The sequence below is a fragment of the Metamycoplasma neophronis genome (assembly GCF_006491995.1).
Classification (GTDB): Bacteria; Bacillota_I; Bacilli_A; order Mycoplasmatales; family Metamycoplasmataceae; genus Metamycoplasma; species Metamycoplasma neophronis.
On the sequence record NZ_VHHP01000005.1, the window covers coordinates 45,666 to 65,715 of the forward strand.

Consider the following 20,050-nt stretch of genomic DNA (forward strand, 5'->3'; position numbering starts at 1 on the left):
TTATTATGAGTTTAATTAACAAAATGATTATTGATTTTGAAACTAAAGCTTTTCAAAAGGATAAAGGTATTTTTACCGTTACTCAAAACGATATTAAAAATAATGAAAATATTTGAACAATCTTATTCTTTTATCCAGCTGACTTTACTTCAGTTTGCAATAGCGAAATTTTAGATTTAAATAAAATTTTGCCTGAAATTAAAAAAGAAAATATTCAAGTATTCGCAGCATCTTGCGATACCGTATACTCTCATTCAGCATGAGTTAATCAAAACGAAACAAATCAAGCTATTAAATTGACTTTTCTAGACGATAAAAACACTAAAATTTCAAGCAGTTTAGGAATTTATAATCCTGAAAATGGGTTAGCTTATCGTGGCACATTTATCATCAGTCCAGAAGGCATTATCAAAGCTTACGAAATTCATGATGTTAAAATCGGAAGAGATGTTAAAGAAGATTTAAGAAAAGCTAAAGCCGCTAAGTATGCAAATGACAATAATTCAGCTTGCACAATGAAAGAAATCGGAAGATAAAAAACCAGGCCAGTAATTTGGCCGGTTTTTTTATGTCATTTTTGATATGGCAGGGGATGCAGGAATCGAACCCGCACATGAGGGTTTGGAGTCCTCAGTTCTACCACTAAACTAATCCCCTAAAACTAACATTAATTATAAACTAATAATTAAAAAAGTGAGCATTAAACTCACTTCCTTATTTAATTATTTTGCGACCTTGAAGTAGCACACATCGCCATCTTGCATAATGTAGTTGCGGCCTTCTAGATTAATTTTTCCAGCTTCACGGCAACCTTTTTCGCCCTGATATTGAATATAGTCATCATATTTAATAACTTCAGCTTTAACAAATTTCTTTTCAAAGTCTGTGTGAATAATGCCAGCACATTCGGCGGCGTTCATACCATTTGTGAAAACTCACGCTCTTGCTTCGATTTCTCCCGCAGTAAAATATGTTGATTGGTTTAATAAATAAAAGCTCTTTTTAATAATTGTATTAATACCCGATTCTTGAATATTATATTCAGCTAAAAACATTGCTTTTTCTTCATCATCAAATTGTGAAACTTCATATTCAATTTTTACACAAATTGGAATAATAATTTCATTCAATGCTTCTAGGTGGCCTTTTAAAATTTGATAGTGTGTTGCTTGGTTTAGATTTTTAAAATTATTTGTATCTAAATTTGCTACATAAATTGTTGGTTTGGCAGTCAATAATTGATAAGATTTAATAACATTTTTTTCTTCGTCACTTAAATTTAAGTTTTTAACCATCAATTCTTGTTGTAATGCTTCACGAATTTTTAAAACAGTGGCATATTCAAATTTAAGTTCTTTATCATTTGTGTTTTGGGCTTTTTTGCCAATACGGTTAATTACGTTCTCAATTGTTTGTAAATCAGCCAAAATTAATTCTAAATTAATAACGTTTAAATCAGCAATTGGATCAATTTTATTTTTAACGTGCATGATATCGTTATTTTCAAAACAACGTACAACATGAACAATTGCATCCACTTCACGAATATTAGCCAAGAATTTATTTCCTAGTCCTTCACCTTTTGATGCCCCTTCTACTAATCCAGCAATATCAACAAATTGGAAAGTTGCTGGTACAATTTTTTTAGTTTTAACAATTTGTGCCAATTTATCTAAACGTTCGTCTTTTAAATTAACTACTGCCACGTTAGGTTCAATTGTTGTAAAAGCGTAATTTGCTGATTCTGCTTCATTTAATGTTAGAGCGGAAAACAAAGTACTTTTACCAACGTTAGGTAATCCGACGATTCCTGCTTTTAGTCCCATAATTTACTCCATTTCTGCATGTTTATGTGCAATTAATATTTAATAATTATAAATAATATTTTTTTAATTAATTGAAATAACTTTTAGATAAAATAATAAAGTCAAGAAAGGAAAATGAGATGTACAAAATATTTAATGAGGGCATGATTGAAGTAATCACCGGCCCTATGTTTAGTGGAAAAAGTGAAGAGTTATTAAGACGTTTAAGAACATTAGAATATGCCAAATTAAAACCATTAGTAATCAAGCCTAAATTTGACACACGTTTTTCGGCCGAGGAAATCGTAAGTCGTTCAGGTATTAGTCATAAGACTCATATATTAGATAACATTAAAGATATATATGACTTATTAAAACAAGACTCATACAAAGCAGTTGTAATCGATGAAGCACACTTTTTTGGGCATGATTTAGTATTAGTAGCGGACGATTTGGCTAATCTAGGCTATTTAGTAATTATCGCTGGTCTTGACCAAGACTACTTAAGACAACCATTTGGGCCAATGCCAGAATTAATGGCGATTGCAGAAAGAGTTACAAAATTGCAAGCCATTTGTGTTGTTTGCCAACACGCCGCTTCGACAAGTTTTAGAAAAGTCGCATCAAATAAAACGAATTTGTTAGGTAACTATCACGAATATGAAGCGCGTTGCCGTAAGTGTCATGTTCACGGCGAAAAAATGAAAAAAGTTAATGATTAAAAAGACTAGATTGCTCTAGTCTTTATTTTTATTATATTAAGCTTTATCCAAATTAACCGATACAGTGTTTAAAAATTTATCTCATTTAAAAGAATTACCTTTTTGGATTGTATAACCTTGAGGTGCTTCAATTAATTCTGGATTAAGTATTTTTTTGTTTGCTGTGTCTACTTTTAGTCTTTTTGTGATTTCGGGTTGGTCTTTTAGGGGCGCATATTTGTAAAGATATTTTACTTTGACATCTTGTTCTACTATACTTTCATTAGTGTTATTTTCAGTATTAGGAGTTGAAGGACTGGCTGTTGGTCTTTTAATGTTTACCTTAACGGTTGCTCCAGCTTCATCAATAACTGTGTATTCATTATTTTCAGCTAATACATAGCCTTCAGGCGCAGTAATTAATTCTTTATTTAATATTTTATTGTTTTGAATTTTTAAAGTCATACTCTTAGAACTTTGTTGACCACCATTTAACATGAATTTAACAATAACGCTTTTTTCTATAACTTCTGCAGATTGTTTTTGCTTAATCGAAACAGTAATATTGTAATTTTTCTTATTAATTACATATGGGTTTTCATTAGCTAATTCAAAGCCTTCTGGAATAGCGATTTCATTTAAGTTTGAAATGGTGTTTTCTGTATCAAAATGAGCTTCTAAGCTACTATTACTTGGAGTATTTCCTTCACCAATTACACTGTAAATAACTGTCATTGATTTAGTTGTTCCGGCAAATTTAGGTTCAACTGAAATTAACGCTGTTTGATCTACTATGTCAACTTCAAAGGTATTATCACTTGTTGCCATATAGCCTTCAGGATAAGCGATTTCATCTTTATTTACGATGTGTTTATCTTGAATTAAAGCATCGAATTTTTTAGTTATTTTATAACCATTTGGCCCTTTAAAAGTTAAAGAAATTGTGTGTTTTTCATTGCTTGCTTCAGCATTTTTATTTAGATAGATAGTTAAAACACTTTGTGCTGCATCATATTCATATTTATTTATTGAATTATCTTGTGCATATGTATAACCATATACATTTTTCTTAAATAAATCTTTTAAATTAGAAATATTAGTTTTTTCTTCATTTTTAAATGTCGCTTTAAATTGTTTTTGGGCTACTTCATTTTTCTCTTCTGTGTTTTCAACATATTTGACAGTTATATTAGCCTTAGGCTCTTTTACTAATTCAAATGTTAATTTTTCAACGGAATTATCTGTGTAAGAGTAATTATTATTGCTTGCTAAAATATAGCCCAATGGCATTTCAATGTCTTCAGCATTGATGATATTATTATTTTGGATTTTAACTGTGAAATGCATTGATTTTTTAGGAATACCATCATATACTAAATCAATTTTAAGATTTTTTTCAACTATTCTATTTGGGTCTTCTTCAACATGTTTAACAATATTTACATATACTTTTCCTTCTTCAGCAATAAAACGATATGGGTTTGTTTTATCAAGTTCAAAGCCTTGAGGAACAGGTACTTCACTTAAGTTTGTAGGTTCGAATGAAGTTGATTTTTGAACCATCATTCAAGTTCTCGGAATAGCATTTTCTGGTTCTGAGACATTGTTATATACTACCATGGCAATTTGTGTTCTGCCTGGGGCCGAAATCTTTTGGGTATTATCTGGTAAATGATCGGCTTTGAATGGAATGCCATTTTTTGCATCAAGTTTGTTTTTAATATCAATACCTTTATTGCTTAAGCTTATCGCTTTACTTTTAGTGATATTTCCGCTACCATCTCAGTGATCGAATGATGCAGTTACAGTAACTGTTAGCTCGCCATTAACATTTGAGAAATTACTTAATCTATATTTCATAATTGGGTCTTTGTTATCAATATAATAAGCAGAGTTCCCAATAGCTTCGCCATTGTTCATAATCATGTTTACCGCGTCTGCACTATACATTGGGTAGATTTTTGCGGCATCTAATTTTTCACTTAAATATTCCGTATTTTCAGCGTCTGTGTGTGCATGTGGGTTATATAAACCATTAGCATATTCATTACTTACTTTGATTGTTTTATTCTTTACAACTGAAGTATTTTTGTTATTGATTAATGAAACTTCAATTTGTTCAGTTTCAGGATTGAAGTTTAAAAGATTTAAAACGAATTTTTTACTATCGTAATTTTTAGCTTTGAAATATTGAGGCAATAAATCATTTTTATTATTTTTTCTTGAAGAATTATAAGCTTGTTCGTCCATATATAAAACACTTATTTTATTAATGGCGGCCTCGGTTTCATCTTCTAATACGCCAAGATTGTTTTCATTTTCAGCATTCACTTTTCATTGTTTAATAATGAATGTTCCTAAATTAGATTCAACATTACTTTGCTTATTTTTAATACGGTATTTAATTAAAACATTATTTTTTGCTTCAACTTTAAGAGGTTCAAATTGGATTAATTCATATCCTTCTGGAACATTTTTTATAATGTTATCTAAGTTCGCATCGGCTAATAATGTTTCTGCTTTATTAGGGTAATCAAACGATACATTATTGAACGCAATTAAATCTTGGTCTTGGCTATCATCTTTGCCTAAATCAAAATAGTAAGAAAGAGTTGAAATGTCGCCAATTTTATAACTCTTAAATTCGGCTATTTTGAATTTTAAGAAGTAATGATTAGTTTTTTCATTAAATATAATATCCATAAATCCTGATGGGAAATCTTTTCCATATTTTTGATTATGGTAAGTTGGCTTTGTAGATGACGCTACTTGGAAATAATTTTCAGGATTATTAATATTTATAATTATAGTTTTTTCATTCTTATTTGAACGAGGCGACATGGTAATGTTATTGTTTTTATAGTCGAAATTAAAATTGTAATTATTTTGTTGTTTAAGCGCCGCAATTAATGCTGGTTTATCAATTACTAATTCCATTTTTTTCATATATGCATTAGCTACATCATCAGATTTATTAAGTGCTGTTGTCGCTTTAGGAGCTAAATACACATTTACTGCATGATTTTTTTCATCATAGTCATATGAATTATCACTTTTAATTTCATAATCATCCAAAATAGGTAATTCGTTTGTATTAACTACTTTTGAATTTTTAATCTTTGCTAAAAATGTAGTTTTTAAAACGCTAACATTTTTATTCGGACTTTGAACTAAATAATTTAAATTTAAATTAACTGCTTTTGTTTCTTGGTCTTTATTTTGATTATTTGTATCGCCGCTATTAGAGTTATCGTCATTATGAGACGGAACATCAGGCGTTGGCGCAGGTGTATCAGGCGTTGGTGATACCTGAGTTTGTTTAACAACTTTTACTATAACTCTATTTGTTTTAGGTTCATAACTGAAGTCGTTATCATTTGCAAAAGTATATCCTTGAATTGCTGGAATTTGGTTGCTTACTTTTCCATCTTTTATTTGTGCTAAAAAGTCTGCTGATTTTACTTCTTTTTGTGTTGCACTATCAACATAAATTACCTTAATTGGCTGATTTTCATTTTTAGTACAAGATATTGCTAAGGTGCTCGATGCAGCTAAAAGTGGGGCTGCTAACAGTAGTCGAAAAATTATACTCTTTTTATTCATTTTTTTCCCTTCGAAAAATAAAAAATAGCCCTAAGGCCATTTTTTAACGTGTTATATTCAATTTCCTTATTTTTTTTATACTTACTAACACATTTAAATTTTAATATAGATTATTAATTTTTGAAAAAAAGAATAAAAAAAAAATGGGGCGTTCGAAGGGGATCGAACCCTCGTATCTCGGAGCCACAACCCGATGCGTTAGCCACTTCGCCACGAACGCCATTTATTTGCTATATTATTTTACCATAAAATTTTAGACTATACGTATAAAAAAATAAAAGTCTTAATTTTTTTTGAAATTAACAAAACATTTATTTTTTTATGCCTTAATTTAAGGGTTTTTTTATTAAAAAAATAATATAATCAAAATATGGCATTATGCCAAAAATTTTAATGAAAGAGGATGTAATGAAAAAACCAATCTATAAGACTTTTATTGTTAAGCGCCCATGTCACGCTTTAATTGACGGTATTACTGGCAGCCCTGAATTAGGAAAACCAGACTACGAAAACGCTGTCAAACAACACGATGAATACATTAAAGCTATTAAAAGCTTAGGAATCGAAGTTGAAGTTTTACCGAGTGATGAAAGATACCCAGATTCTTGCTTCGTAGAAGATCCAGTTATAATTATCCCTGGAGAATTAGCAATTATTACTAACCCAGGCGCTGAATCACGTAATGGCGAAAAAGCAGAAATGTTACCTACAATCCAAAAATTCTTCCCAGAAGAAAAAATTAAATACATCAAAGCTCCTGGATACATGGATGGTGGTGATGTTATGCCAGTTGGTGATACATACTATATTGGTTTAAGCGATAGAACAAACGCAGAAGCTATCAAACAATTTGAAGAATTTGTAAAACCATTAGGCAAAAAAGTTATTGCAATTCCAGTTACGCAATTCTTACACTTAAAAACCGGAACAACCTACATTGAAAATGGTAATTTATTAGTTACTGGAGAATTTGAACAAACTCCAGAATTTCAACAATTTAATTTAATTAGAGTTCCAAAAGAAGAAGAATATGGTGTTAATGTAATTTACTGCAATGACAACATTATTATGCCAGCCGGATACCCTACCGTTAAAAAAGCTTTAGAAAGTCTTCCTGGCTACAAAAAAATCTTAGAAGTTGACTCATCAGAATACAAAAAAATTGATGGTGGTCTAACTTGTTTATCAGTAAGATTTTAATAAATTTGATATCGCTACATAAATAATTTTTTATGTTGTTGCATTTAAAGCTAAGTGTAAAAAGCACTTGGCTTTTTTTATATAAAAACGCCATTACACATAGAGTGTAACATGGCGTTAATAATTTAATAGGTTTTTATTTTTCGGGTTGATTAAATACTACTGATAGCTTATAGTTATTAGTTTTATATGGTGTATAAATTCCATATTCATATTTGTTTTTACCTACTGTAACTTTTTCACTTGCTACTGAAAAAAACATTGCATTAAAATTAACTGAATAATGCCCGCTTTCAGGATTTTTTATTAAATTAAGGTTTCCGTTTACATCAAAAGGGAAAAAGAAAGGCAAATCAGCATCTCGAAATAATGAGAAATAATCACGATTTGTATTTGATTTATTTAATAATATTAAACCTCTGTCAATATAGTTATAAATACTTGGATCTAAACTATTAACGGAATCAATAATTTGTTGCATTTTTGGAACAATGTTCGGATTATCTGAACTTGGTTTAAATTCAATTGGGGTAAAGTAATGTAATTCCCAATTATCTGAAGCTAATGGACCAATCTTATGATTTGCATTGAACTTATTTATACTTGCTTCATTGTAACGCTCCGAGCCCAATTCCGATTGCGTATAAATAGTAAAATTACGCACAATAATTTGTGAATTAGGGTCATCTTTTTTAGTTAAAATAACATCAAAGTGTAATGCGTTTCTTTGGATTAAATCAAGCATTGGATTGACTAATTCGGATTTAAAGTTTGGGTTAATTTGGATATTTAAAGATGCCAATATTTCATTTTCTAAAGTTGGTTTTTCTAATAGCTTTAGCATTAAGCTATATGGTTCACCCGCAACCTTAATGTTATTACCTTTGTTTCAATTTAAATTCTCAACCGGGGTTTCTGGCCCAACAAAGGCGACAGCGTTTTTATTTCAGAGTTTCAAAGATACATAATTTTTTGGCAAAGCAACTGCTAGGGTAATAACTCCAGCTACTACGACAGCTGATAAAGATCAAAAAACTATTCGCTTTGTTTTTTTAGATTTGCTAACCTTTTCAGCAGTTTTTTTAAATCTTAATTCATCACTAACAGTAACTTCGTTGCTAACTTCGGTATCTCACTTATCATTATTATTTTTTCTTTGTCATCCCATATTAGACCTTTCTATAATACGTTATGAAAATAATATTAATTATTCCTTATCTAAATCAGTATGAATCTCAAATTCAGTAGTTTTTTCATCATCTGATAACATATCAAAATCTTTTAATATATCTTTTGCACTACGTTTGTTTTTGATTTTTTCTTTTTTATCAATTTCGTTATATATGTTTTCTAATTCTTCGGTTTCAGCATTATATATTAAATTGCTTTGTGTTGTTGTTTGATCCCTATCATCAAATAAACCGGCAAAGTCAACAAATTCATCGCTTGAGGTCAAGTCTTGTTCTTGTGTATTATATTTTAATTGATTTGCTTTGTCTTTATTTTCAAAAGCTTTATCTACTTTATTTTCTTGCGATTCTTTTTTAGCATATTCTTTAAAAATCTCTTCATCAACTGCTTCATTTTCTTTTTGTTCTTCTAAATCATCCAAAACGCCATCATAATCATCTACTTGTGAATATTCATGATTCAAGTTCAAACTTTCAGACGCAACATCGCTTGCTAAAAAATCATTGTTATAATTACTAATTTCGATTTGGTCACTTGTTATTTGCGGAATGGCAATTTCTTTGTCATTATCTTCTTGCTCATCGCAATCTAATTCTGGTTCATTAATCGAATCTTCATTATCAATATGTGGGCTTTCATGTTCAATTTCAACTACTTCAGATAAATAATTACTTGCTTGATGTTCATCTTCAATATCGTCCATTTCGTGATCTGAACATTGTTCAGCGTTGCATAATGATTCATGTTCATCTATATCATTAGCCAATGTTTCGCTAACTATACCGTTTTCTACTGCAAAATCTTCTACATCATCGTCTTCTAAATTTTCATTTATATCGTGTGTTTCTAATGAAACTTCATTGAATTCATTCATTTCTGAATTTTTAGGTTCTTCAATTTCGATTTCTTCGATAGTATTTACTTCAGGGCTGCTATCTTCATCAATAATTAATTCAGTGGTTGATTCAATTGGATTTAATTCGTCATCAAATTCTTCAACTAAAAAATCGTCATTAGTATTTTTTTCTTCAGTATTTGCTTTGTCTAAAGAAGCTTTTAAAATTTGTTGATTAACTTTTAAATTAGCATTTGACAATACTTCTGAATCCGCTTTTTCGCGCAGTGTTGCTAAAATGTTTGGTTTATCAACTGGCCATTGAATTAAGCTAATAATAATTAAAGGATAAGCTTTTGATTGTAGGAATTTAATATTATCTTTGAATTTTAAATACTTTTTATAGTCATTAATGTAATCATATCCATCAATAATGAAACCTTGCACTAATTTATTTGTTAAAGTGTTAACTAAAACGATATCGATATTTTTTGTTCCAACAGAATAATTTGCCAATAATTTAAGGTCCTTATAAGGTCTAATAAATTCTTGCAATTCCTTAAATATTTCATTTTTAAATTCATTGTATGTTGGCATTGATAATGTTTTTGTTTCAAGAAAATCTTCAACACCATCTAAATAATTTTTTTGTTCTTCTAAAGGCAAATCTAAGAATTTTAATCATTCTTTAAAAATAATCATGTCAGTAGTTGAACGTTCAGTAATTTCAACATCATCAGCATAAATCGATTTAACTACGATAACTTTTTCTCTTGCACGTGATATTGCAACATTAAGTGCATTTTTACCACCTTGACGCGCTACATAAGTTCCATATAGCGAAGTCTTTTTGTCATATACAACTGACATAATAACTAAATCAGCCTCATCACCCTGAATGTTTTCAATGTTTTTCAAAGTAAGTCTGTCGTTATTTAATGCTTCTTCTAATTCAGGCTCAAAACCAAAAATTGAGTTAATTAAATAATCTTGTTGTTTAGCATTGAAAACTAAAATAATGATTTTTTCATATTTTTTTAGATTTTCTTTAGCTAGTTCAATAACCGCCTTGCCTTCGGCTTCGTTCATACTGTTATCTCAGTTACCGTCAACTTGCACAACTTCAATGGCTTTTTCGTTGTTTAGTGAAAGTTCATAATCATCAATAACATCTAATTTTGAATCATAAAAATGTTTAGAACTAAATGTCATCAGTGAAGCTTGTTTTGAACGATAGTTTTTGTCTAATAGTATTGAATAGACTCCACGGGCTGTGGCATAGTCAAGCAATGACTCAATGTTTCCGAAATCATCTTCTTCATCAAAACTATATGAAACAGAAAATCATCTTGTTGGTTGCATTTGTTGATTATCTCCAGCAAGAACTTTACGTTTGGCTAAGTATAAAATCGGAATACCTTTTTCAATAAAAATTTGGCTTGATTCATCTAAGATTGCATAATCAAACTCTTCTTTGTCTCACATTGATAAATCAAGTTCTGGCGTAGTAACAATAATAGGGAATAATAACTTGATCATTTCCTTATGTTTATGGAAGAATTTATAAGGTTTTAGATGTCCTGTTCGAATAGCCATCGCAAAAGCTGTATACTGGCGTTTTTGTTCATCAGTAAAATCTGACATCTTATTAATGGTACTTTGTAAAATCATTCTTGTTAATGTAGCATCATCATTAACATCGATAGTTTTAGCTTGTAAAATCTTTTGATAATCTTCATGCATTTGTTTAATTGATTCATAGTCCACTAAATCAATATATCTTAGTGCTTTATCAATATCAACAGTAAATAAAGTATTATCTTCAGCAATAATTTCTGCAGCCTCTCTTATATTGGCTGGATAAATTGTAAAGGCATGAGGTTTTTTAGCCCGGTTAGTTTCATATAAATATTTTTTAATTTCTTTTTTATCAAGTAATGATTTTGATAAGTCATATTTTAAGCTGTGGTCTAAGCGTTTTAAATTATTGAAAGTAGTTTCAGTGAAATTTGAATTAACAACAGCTGAATAGAAATTCAAAATATTATTTAAGTTAGGAAGTTTTGAAATCTTTGAAACTAAGTCAACATATTGTTTATCATCGTTAGAAAAAACTTGAATTCCATTTTCAGTATTGTTTAATTTGAAGTTTTCCACATAGTAGATGAAATCTTTTAAAGGTTTATAAAATGTTTCTTCACGTAAGTTTTTATCATTAAGAGCGAATAAACAAAAAATCGATAATTTCTTTAAACGTTTTTTTAATACATCCAAAGCAGCTTTTTTCTGTGATACAACTAAAGCAGTAAAACCGCGAGCAATGATATTAGCTATCAAGTTACTAATGGTTTGAGATTTTCCTGTTCCCGGAGGACCTCAAATTATTGTATCTTGATATAGAGCTGAAATGGTCGCCATATCTTGTGAAAAGTTTGTTTTTTGAATTTTATATAATTTAAATTTCTTATCAAAAATAACTTTGTCAATTTTTTCACGATATAAGTTTTTATTAAAATCGGGATTTAATATATCTTCAAATTCATCGTTTTCAATAATTTTCTTCATTTGGTTTCACAAATAACCTGAAGAGACATTGTAAAAACCTAAAACCATACCGGGATGAAATTCAATCGAAGTATTTGTGATTGTATCTTGGCTTAAATTAGGAATCTTAGTTTTTAAAGATTCAGGCATGTTATAAATTGGTGATCATTCTTTTTTAAAATAATTAAATACTTGCTCAATTGATAAGTTAGCAAAATCAAAATTATCAACATTAAGCATGAATCCTTCTTGACCTAAAAAAGTAATTAATTTGCTATTTACCCTAACATCAGAATTGGATTTTAAATAAACTAGTGAGTTTTTAATTTCTAATGTTACTTCTTTGAAAAATAAAGGGGCATAAATTGTTTTTTTATCGGTTTTGATTGAGATAAAAAAGAACCCAATATGCAATGGTCAAATATTTGTTTCAATATTGATATTTTGTGCTTTATTTAAAATTTTCTTTCATTTAACTATTGATTTTTGAAACTCAGTTTCTAAACGACTGATAAGCAGTTTTTTGGCTTTCTCTAAGTCACTCGAAAGTAATTTAAAAATGTTATCCTCAATCCGACGATTGTATTCTTTATATGTGCTAATTATGTCTTGTTTTGAATTAGCGGCTTTAACTTTTTCACTAATTTCTTGATTGCCAATTTCAGTTAGAACACAATTAATGTTGTAATTTTTGAATATCTTATCAAAAGTTTCTGATCCAAAATTTTTATAAACATCAAAAAATCTTTCATTGTCGATAGCACTGTATAATGAAGTATCAAATGTATCGATATTTAATAAGTTAGCCATTAATGTTTGATATTTAGCATCTTGTTTATTCATGGTCAATGTCCTTTTTAATTTTTTCTTCTAAATATTTAGCCGAATTCCCTAGTACGATTGAAATTGAATTTGATTGAAATGTAATTCCGCTCATTCCGTCTAGTTTTTGAATATCTTCAATTTTGATTGCATTTCTATTTTCAAAAAATACTTTGATGATTTTGTGAGTTGATGAAACATTATTAATGTTTTTAATTCCACCTAATGCCGTGATTAAACTGTCATAATCGAACGATAATTTTTGCTCAATGCTTAATTGTGATTGAACTTGTTTTTTTTGATATTTTTTGCGTCAGTAAATACTAATTAAACCAAAAGTTATAATTAGTAAAAATATATATAAAGCTTTTTGTTTGCTATTCATTTATTCCCTCTTTTCAATAATGAAAAATGCCTTTTGTTAAGGTTATATATATTATATTTTATTTGGCTTTTTTTATTAATTAATAACTTAAAAAAAATTAATCTTTATCACGTAAAAAGCTAATTTGCTACATTGGATTTTTTTATTAAATTCTATTTAATTAAAAAGTCGCATATTTTTAAAAATGTATTAAAATTAATAATGGTTTATTAAAGAAAGGAAATTTTATGAGTATTAATGATAAAAAAATTATGCTAAGTGGAATCACTGCTACCGGCAAATTAACCTTAGCTAACTATATAGGTGCTATTCGGAACATGGTTAAATTGCAAGACCAATATGAAAACTATATTTTCATAGCAGATTTACATGCCTTAACCTTGCCAATAGACCCACAAGAACTTGAACAAAACAGAAGAAATATATTCGCATTATTTAGAGCGTGTGGAATTGATACAAATAAAACGACCTTATTTTTTCAATCTGACATTCTAGAGCACGGAATGATGAATTGATTAGTTTTAACAAACACAACAATTGGTGAATTGTCAAGAATGACACAATTTAAAGACAAATCATCCAAAGTAAAGACAGCTAATGGAATGGAAACAATTCCGACAGGTTTATTGATGTATCCAACACTAATGGTCGGTGATATTCTACTATATAATGCTGACATTATTCCAGTTGGAATTGACCAAAAACAACATGTGGAACTAACTAGAAATTTAGCAATTAGATTAAATAACAAATACAAAACTAATTTCAAAGTTCCCGAACCATATATTCCAGAAGTTGGGGCAAAAATTATGTCACTAACTGAACCAACTAAAAAAATGTCAAAATCTGATAAAAATGAAAAATCATCAATTTATTTATTGGATGATCCTGAAAAAGCATACAAAAAAATTATGAAAGCAGTAACTGACTCAGAAGGCAAAATCTATTTATCAGATGAAAAACCAGGAATTAAAAATCTATTAACAATTTATTCAGCTTTAACTGATAAAACATTAGAACAAACAAGCGAATTATTTGCCGATAAAAATTATGGCGAATTAAAACAAGCTGTTGGCGAAGAAGTTAAATCATTTTTAATTGATATTCAAGCCAAATATGCCGAAGCAATGAAACACATAGATGAAGAAGCTAAAATTGGGGCCGAAAAAGCTCGCAAAGTAGCACACAAAAACCTAGAAAAACTTATGAAGGGAATGGGGTTAAATAATGCAAGCAAATAGCAAATTAAATCACTCAACCAGCCACTTACTAGCAGCTGCAATTCTAAAACTATATCCAAACACCAAATTAGCCATTGGGCCTGCAATTGATGAAGGTTTCTATTATGATTTTGAATTTGAACAACCTTTATTAGAATCAGATTTACCAAAAATTGAAAAACTAATGAAAAAACTAGCTGAACAAGGCTATGTTATGAGACAAGTGGGAATTGAACAATATTCATTCGAAGGCCAACCATACAAAAAAGAGTTATATGAAGAATTTGTAAGTCAAGGCAAAGAAGTGACATTTTTTCAATACTATCATCCAAAAACTAACGAAGTATTATTTACTGACTTATGTGCTGGTGGGCATATTGAAAACACTAAAGAAATTCGCCACTTTAAATTATTATCAGTTGCCGGAGCTTATTGACGTGGTGATTCAAATAATAAAATGTTAACCAGAATTTACGGAACCAGTTGAGAAACTAAAGAAGAATTAGACAAATATCTATTTATTCTAGAAGAACGTAAAGAACGTGACCACCGTAAAATCGGAAAAGAATTAAACATTTTTACTTTCAATCAATTAAGCGGTCAAGGGCTTCCAATTTGATTAGAAGACGGAATGAAAATTCACAATGCAATTCGTGACTATGTTTTAAAATTAGATAAAAAATATGGTTTTAACGAAGTTATGACTCCGCATTTTGGTGAAAAGAAATTATATGAAATCAGCGGACACTGAGCTCACTATCAAGACACTATGTTCAAACCTATCGTTATGGATAATGAATTATTAGTAGCACGTCCAATGACTTGTCCTCACCACATTTTATTATTCAACGCAACTCGTCGTTCTTACAAAGATTTACCAATTAGATATTCAGAACAATCGCGTTTATACCGTTATGAAAAATCAGGCGCCTTATCAGGACTTGAAAGAGTTAGAGGTATGGATTTAACTGAAGGACATATTTTTGTTAGACCAGACCAAATTAAAGACGAATTTAAACACTTATACAAAATGATTTTACAAGCCCTAAAAGATTTCAATATCGAAATTGACCACGTTTCATTATCATTAAGAGACCCAGAAGACCATGAAAAATTCTTCCAAAATGATGAAATGTGAAATCGAGCAGAAAATGATCTAAGGGAAGTTTTAAAAGAATTAAACATCGAATATAAGGAATTCATCGGAGAAGCCGCATTTTATGGTCCAAAAGTTGATTTCCAAGTAAGAACAGTTTTAAATAGAATTATTACTATGTCAACTTTACAATTAGATTTCTTATTACCTTCACGTTTTGAAATGAAATATGTTGATGATAAAGAACAATTCCAAACCCCAGTTTTAATTCACCGTGGTTTAATCGGAACTTATGAAAGATTTATTGCTACTTTATTAGAGCAAACTAAAGGTGCATTACCATATTGATTGAGCCCAAGACAAGTAACCATTATGCCAATTAATGACGAATTAAACCAATATTGCCAAGATTTATATGAAGAATTCTTAGACGAAGATATCAATGTTAATGTTGATTTAAGATCAGAAAGAATTAACAAGAAAATCAGAGAAGCCCAATTACAAAAAACTAAATTTATTATTGTTATTGGACGCAAAGAAATAGAAGAAAATACTTTAGCCGTGAGAGAATACGGTTCAGAAGAAACTAAAACCTACACCAAAGAAGAGTTCTTAGCTAAGTTACACGCTCTTAAAAAATCATTAAAATAATAATTAATAACATTAATATCATGACCTAAGCGCAATTATCGTGCTTGGGTTTTTATTATGCTAAGTAAAACATAAAAAAAAGTAACCTCCAACTTTTTGGCAGGTTACTTTATAAACTACTTAAAGCAGTTTGTTTAAAATACTATTATTAGAATTTTCCTGTAGCACGTAGAACAATTAAAATAATGTTAATAATGATTAACACAACTAAAACTGAAACTAATGCTCAGAAACCTTTGTTTTTTCCTCTTCCGGTGTATTGGATAGGGTGTGCTTCAGAAGCGTCTTCTAGTCTGCATTCACATGGTTGCATGTTTTCAGCAAAACCAGTTAGGGTAGCTAAAACTGTATCTGATTTAGAGTTTTTATTTGTAATGTGGTAGTAAATGTCTAATGCATCGCCATTAGCTACTACTTTTTCAATAACAACTGGGTAATTTGATTCAGATTTAATGTCTTCAGCTTTAATTTCTTCAGCTGTTTTGGTTTCAGCACCTTCAACGTAGAATGATACTAATAAAGCTTCTTCGTTTAGGTTAACTTTTTTAGCTGGCGCTTTGTCAACTAGATTTTCTGCTTCGATGTATGTAATAGCATCTTCGTTTTTAACTTGTTTTTCTTTAACTTTTTCAACGATTAAACGAGCTTTGTTGATGTCAACGCTACCACGGTATGCACCGTCACGATGGAATCAACATTTTGTGTCGTTTGATGTTGCTTCGCTAACTCTGATGAATTCTTCAACTGCATCGGTGAATTCGGTGAAGTTTCCAGAAATTTTTTTGTTAGCTTTTTTAAAGTTAAATGAAACATTTCTATCCTTATCGAAAGCTTCAGAAATATAGTATTTTTCTAAAGTTGATTTCTTTTCTTGTTTCATTTTGGACTCCATTCATTTAAATTATTAATAATTTATGTCATTATTTTAACAAAAATAATTTTTGTTATGCAAATTAGTGTGTTTTTTTGCTTAATTTTGTTAAAAAAATATGCTTTTTAGTCTACTTTTTTGTACATTCAAATTTTACTGAGTGTATTCAGTCAATGTATTGAAAAGTAAAAAAGCAATATTTTTCAATATAAAATAAGTATTTTTTCAATATAAATTATGTCGATTTTTCGATATTGATTTTAGATTTTTTTAGATTGGAATTTTCAGAAAATATTGACAATGTTTCCCATTTGTTCATTGCTTAGTAATTGGGGAAGTTCTTGATATACTTCATAAATCGAGGCCGCTAAATTATTAACCTCAGATGCAAGCACATATCCTGGTAGATTATATAAATTAGGCTTTGTTCCGTTTTTAAAAACTAGCACACAAATTAATGGAATATTTGAAGGCATAATTTTGCCTAATGCTTTTACTGTATTATCAATGGCTACAACAGGATTAGGAAATAAAATATTTTTTTTATCCATTTTAATGTTTCACTCACGTTCGAGTGTATCACCTTCGATTATTCCGCCATCTTGATAAACATGGGACATGACAAATAATCCTACACTTGTGATTAAAACATTTTTTAATTCGAATGAGATTTTTGGACTAATATAATATTTATTTTCCCGAATGATTGTGCTATTTGGAATTAATGAATTACTCAAATTAATTAATTCATCTTTAATGTCTATATCGAATTGTTTAATTAGGTTACGATCTTTTTTATTGCGTTTGTTTAATTTCGCAATTAAAATTCAAATTAAAATTACAAATAAGAAAAAACAACTTAATCCAACCGTGATACCAATAATATATGGTTTATTCATATCTCCCGCCTTATCCTAACTCATTTTTTTGTCGCGATCAATTTTATAATATTCGTAATCAAATTTTGCCATGTTATTTCAAAATTTCTGGCCATGTTTTGGAAACTTAAAATGATTCACTTCATGCAATGCAGTAGCTCTTAAATATTTTTTATCGTAATGAACTAATGATAAATTATAAATAATTTCTTTTTTTCGATAAAAATGCTTACCTCAATATGTTGTAACTTCTTTTGAGGAAATCTTATACTTAACGTCAGCCAAAGTAGTATTGAACAATAATTTAAAATAATAATCAGTATACTCTTTGGCGACATCATAAATAATTTCTTCTAATTTATTGTTTATCGCTTTTATAATATACTCTTTATTTTGTCGATTTATTTTTACATAATGTAACTTATCGCCTTCTTTGAAATAAACAAAACTTTTTAAAATATGGAACTCTGTTTTAACTCCTCATAAATAAAAATATCTTTCTTCGAAATTGAACTCTAAAATGTCTTTATGAACGATCATCCTCGGCAGTCATTTAATAATATTCTTATCTAATTTATTTCTTTCATTAGGATTTTTTAATATACGATTAAATCATAATTTTGAAATATATAAAACAAACTTACCGTTTTTGTCAAGTTTAAATGTATAGCCCAATTTGTTTTTTAATACGACAGTTACTTCTCAATCTTTGCCGTCAAGAATATATTTAAAAATAATTGGTTCGCTAATTTCCATATGGCTATAATTATAGATTGATTTATATTTAAAACATAAAAAGTTGTTATTTTAAAAAAATAAAAACCTTAAATAATGTTAAAATATTTAAAAAATAAGATATTTTTAAGAAAAATAAAAAAAATATTATTTTTATTATAAAATAAGTAATGCTAATTATTAATAGCAAGAAAGGCAAAAAAATGGCAAACATCAAATCAAAACAAAAAGCAATATTATCTAACGAAAAAGCAAACGCGCGTAATTCTGCTATCAAATCATCTGTTAAAACAGCTATCAAAAAAGCTAAATTAGCAGCTCAAACCAACGATCCTAAAGCAGCTGAATACTCTGCAAAGGCTCACCACGAAATTGATAAAGCAGTTTCAAAAGGTGTTTTACACCAAAACAATGGCGCAAGAAAAGCAAGCCGTTTAGATGCATTTATTGCTAAAAATAAATAATAATTAAGATAAATTTAAGTAATTAAAAAGCCCGCGTCCGGGCTTTTTTAATTTATCTTTTTAAACTTTTGTTTAGTAAGTAGGTTAGCTTGAAAAAATAATATATGCACAATATTAATTTTTATTTTAATAAAAACTCTTTTTAAAAACTTTATAAATATAAGTTATTTTTTTAATTGATATCATTCTTCTTTAAAAAAATATAAAAATCGAAAAAAAATAACCTTTCGTGTATTTTTTAGAATTTTTTATCTTTTTTAATTATCAAAAAAATTTCGCCTTAATAAAAGGCGATATAATATGTAACTATAAATTAACAAATAAGAAAAACATAAATTGATTTATGTATTGGAGCACTTTTTTAAATACAAAGTTTTTAAAGGCATTAATATTAAAAAAGCACTTTTAAAAAAGCTATGATTGTTAAAATGTCCAATTAAATACTTAATGTTTAATATTTACGGGGGTTATTAGTGATGAAAACATTAGAATTAATAGAAAAAAAATTTAAATTTTGATTAAAAATATGATTATTTATGTTGATTGGAGGTATTGTAATAACAATTCCATTATTAATTTGTATCTTTGCAATAAAAAATATAAACCCCAACACACGAATTGCATTAACAGTATTGGCAATCATTTTTGCTCTTATTGCTTCAGGATCTAATTTTGTATTTTATTACCCATTAAGAAGTTATGGTTTTATAATTTTGCCCTATAAAGAATTAAAAGAAAAAAATGATTCAACTATGCTTTCTTATTTATGTTTATTTAATAAAACTCTAATATCAGCAGCTAGACTTTTGAGTGATGATTATATAAAAAGATTAAATAATCTAAATGCTCAAGAAAGTAATTCATAAATATATTAAGAATATTATGTTAGTATCCAAGTCTGTCAATTTGATGGCAGGCTTTTTTTATTTAAAAATATATAACTAAGCATAAAACCATAAAAACATTTAATAATAATTACATTTTTTGAAGCAGTTTATAAAATTAGAACAAAACAAAGCAATGATAAGTTTTTTTACTTTGCTATGCAG

The 20,050-nt window shown here is 28.7% G+C and carries 15 protein-coding genes and 2 tRNA genes; 7 read left to right on the plus strand and 10 right to left on the minus strand.

The genetic code is table 4. From position 1 onward, the window contains the following. The first annotated feature begins 5 nt into the window (after positions 1-5). The gene (locus tag FJR74_RS02275; protein ID WP_140914931.1) at positions 6-536 is read left to right on the plus strand and encodes a peroxiredoxin; all 531 of its coding nucleotides are present in this window, start codon (positions 6-8) and stop codon (positions 534-536) included. Between the two features lie 47 nt (positions 537-583). Here the strand turns inward: FJR74_RS02275 and FJR74_RS02280 are convergent. Both FJR74_RS02280 and ychF read right to left on the minus strand, forming a co-directional pair. Next, positions 584-657, minus strand: a tRNA-Trp gene (locus FJR74_RS02280). A gap of 65 nt (positions 658-722) precedes the next feature. Next, positions 723-1,826 carry a redox-regulated ATPase YchF gene (gene ychF, locus FJR74_RS02285; protein ID WP_140914932.1) on the minus strand — a complete coding sequence of 368 codons (1,104 nt, stop codon included), beginning with the start codon at positions 1,824-1,826 and terminating at the stop codon, positions 723-725. A gap of 119 nt (positions 1,827-1,945) precedes the next feature. On the opposite strand from ychF, the gene FJR74_RS02290 reads away from it, so the two are divergent. Beyond that, entirely contained in the window at positions 1,946-2,527 is a 582-nt protein-coding gene (locus FJR74_RS02290) for a thymidine kinase (RefSeq protein WP_140914933.1), read from the plus strand. A 36-nt stretch (positions 2,528-2,563) separates the two neighbouring features. On the opposite strand, the gene FJR74_RS07950 is transcribed toward FJR74_RS02290, so the two are convergent. Both FJR74_RS07950 and FJR74_RS02300 read right to left on the minus strand, forming a co-directional pair. Beyond that, complete coding sequence (locus tag FJR74_RS07950; RefSeq protein ID WP_140914934.1) at positions 2,564-6,109, minus strand: hypothetical protein; 3,546 nt, start codon at positions 6,107-6,109, stop codon at positions 2,564-2,566. A gap of 144 nt (positions 6,110-6,253) precedes the next feature. After that, a tRNA-His gene (locus FJR74_RS02300) sits at positions 6,254-6,329 on the minus strand. A 188-nt stretch (positions 6,330-6,517) separates the two neighbouring features. Here FJR74_RS02300 and FJR74_RS02305 point away from each other — a divergent pair. After that, on the plus strand, positions 6,518-7,309 hold the full coding sequence (locus FJR74_RS02305; protein WP_140914935.1) for a dimethylarginine dimethylaminohydrolase family protein: 792 nt from the start codon (positions 6,518-6,520) through the stop codon (positions 7,307-7,309). Positions 7,310-7,445: 136 nt separating this feature from the next. Here FJR74_RS02305 and FJR74_RS02310 read toward each other — a convergent pair whose 3' ends face one another. From FJR74_RS02310 to FJR74_RS07960, 3 genes are read right to left on the minus strand one after another with little or no spacing between them, the layout of a single operon-like run. Continuing rightward, complete coding sequence (locus tag FJR74_RS02310) at positions 7,446-8,477, minus strand: hypothetical protein (RefSeq protein WP_140914936.1); 1,032 nt, start codon at positions 8,475-8,477, stop codon at positions 7,446-7,448. Between the two features lie 39 nt (positions 8,478-8,516). Then, a complete protein-coding gene (locus tag FJR74_RS07955) occupies positions 8,517-12,722 on the minus strand; it encodes an AAA domain-containing protein (protein ID WP_140914937.1) in 4,206 nt (1,401 codons plus the stop codon). Then, positions 12,715-13,086 (minus strand): PTS glucose transporter subunit IIB, encoded by a 372-nt coding sequence (locus FJR74_RS07960; protein ID WP_140914938.1) that lies wholly within the window; start codon positions 13,084-13,086, stop codon positions 12,715-12,717. Before FJR74_RS07960 ends, FJR74_RS07955 begins: the two co-directional genes overlap by 8 nt. 227 nt (positions 13,087-13,313) lie before the next feature. Between FJR74_RS07960 and trpS the strand changes: the two genes are divergently transcribed. Both trpS and thrS read left to right on the plus strand, forming a co-directional pair. Next, a complete protein-coding gene (gene trpS, locus FJR74_RS02325; protein ID WP_140914939.1) occupies positions 13,314-14,327 on the plus strand; it encodes a tryptophan--tRNA ligase in 1,014 nt (337 codons plus the stop codon). Next, entirely contained in the window at positions 14,314-16,053 is a 1,740-nt protein-coding gene (gene thrS, locus FJR74_RS07965) for a threonine--tRNA ligase (protein WP_140914940.1), read from the plus strand. Before trpS ends, thrS begins: the two co-directional genes overlap by 14 nt. Positions 16,054-16,201: 148 nt before the next feature. On the opposite strand, the gene FJR74_RS07970 is transcribed toward thrS, so the two are convergent. The 3 genes from FJR74_RS07970 to FJR74_RS07980 form a co-directional block, all read right to left on the minus strand. Continuing rightward, a complete protein-coding gene (locus FJR74_RS07970; protein WP_140914941.1) occupies positions 16,202-16,933 on the minus strand; it encodes a hypothetical protein in 732 nt (243 codons plus the stop codon). 251 nt (positions 16,934-17,184) lie between these two features. Beyond that, positions 17,185-17,823, minus strand: a complete 639-nt coding sequence (locus FJR74_RS07975) for a hypothetical protein (RefSeq protein WP_140914942.1) — start codon at positions 17,821-17,823, stop codon at positions 17,185-17,187. Positions 17,824-17,838: 15 nt separating this feature from the next. After that, entirely contained in the window at positions 17,839-18,558 is a 720-nt protein-coding gene (locus tag FJR74_RS07980; protein WP_140914943.1) for a YgjP-like metallopeptidase domain-containing protein, read from the minus strand. A 182-nt stretch (positions 18,559-18,740) separates the two neighbouring features. Here FJR74_RS07980 and rpsT point away from each other — a divergent pair, with 182 nt between their 5' ends. Beyond that, positions 18,741-19,001: a 30S ribosomal protein S20 gene (rpsT, locus tag FJR74_RS02350; protein WP_140914944.1), complete on the plus strand. Its 261-nt coding sequence runs from the start codon at positions 18,741-18,743 to the stop codon at positions 18,999-19,001. Between the two features lie 476 nt (positions 19,002-19,477). Continuing rightward, a complete protein-coding gene (locus FJR74_RS02355; protein WP_140914945.1) occupies positions 19,478-19,867 on the plus strand; it encodes a hypothetical protein in 390 nt (129 codons plus the stop codon). Positions 19,868-20,050 lie beyond the last annotated feature (183 nt).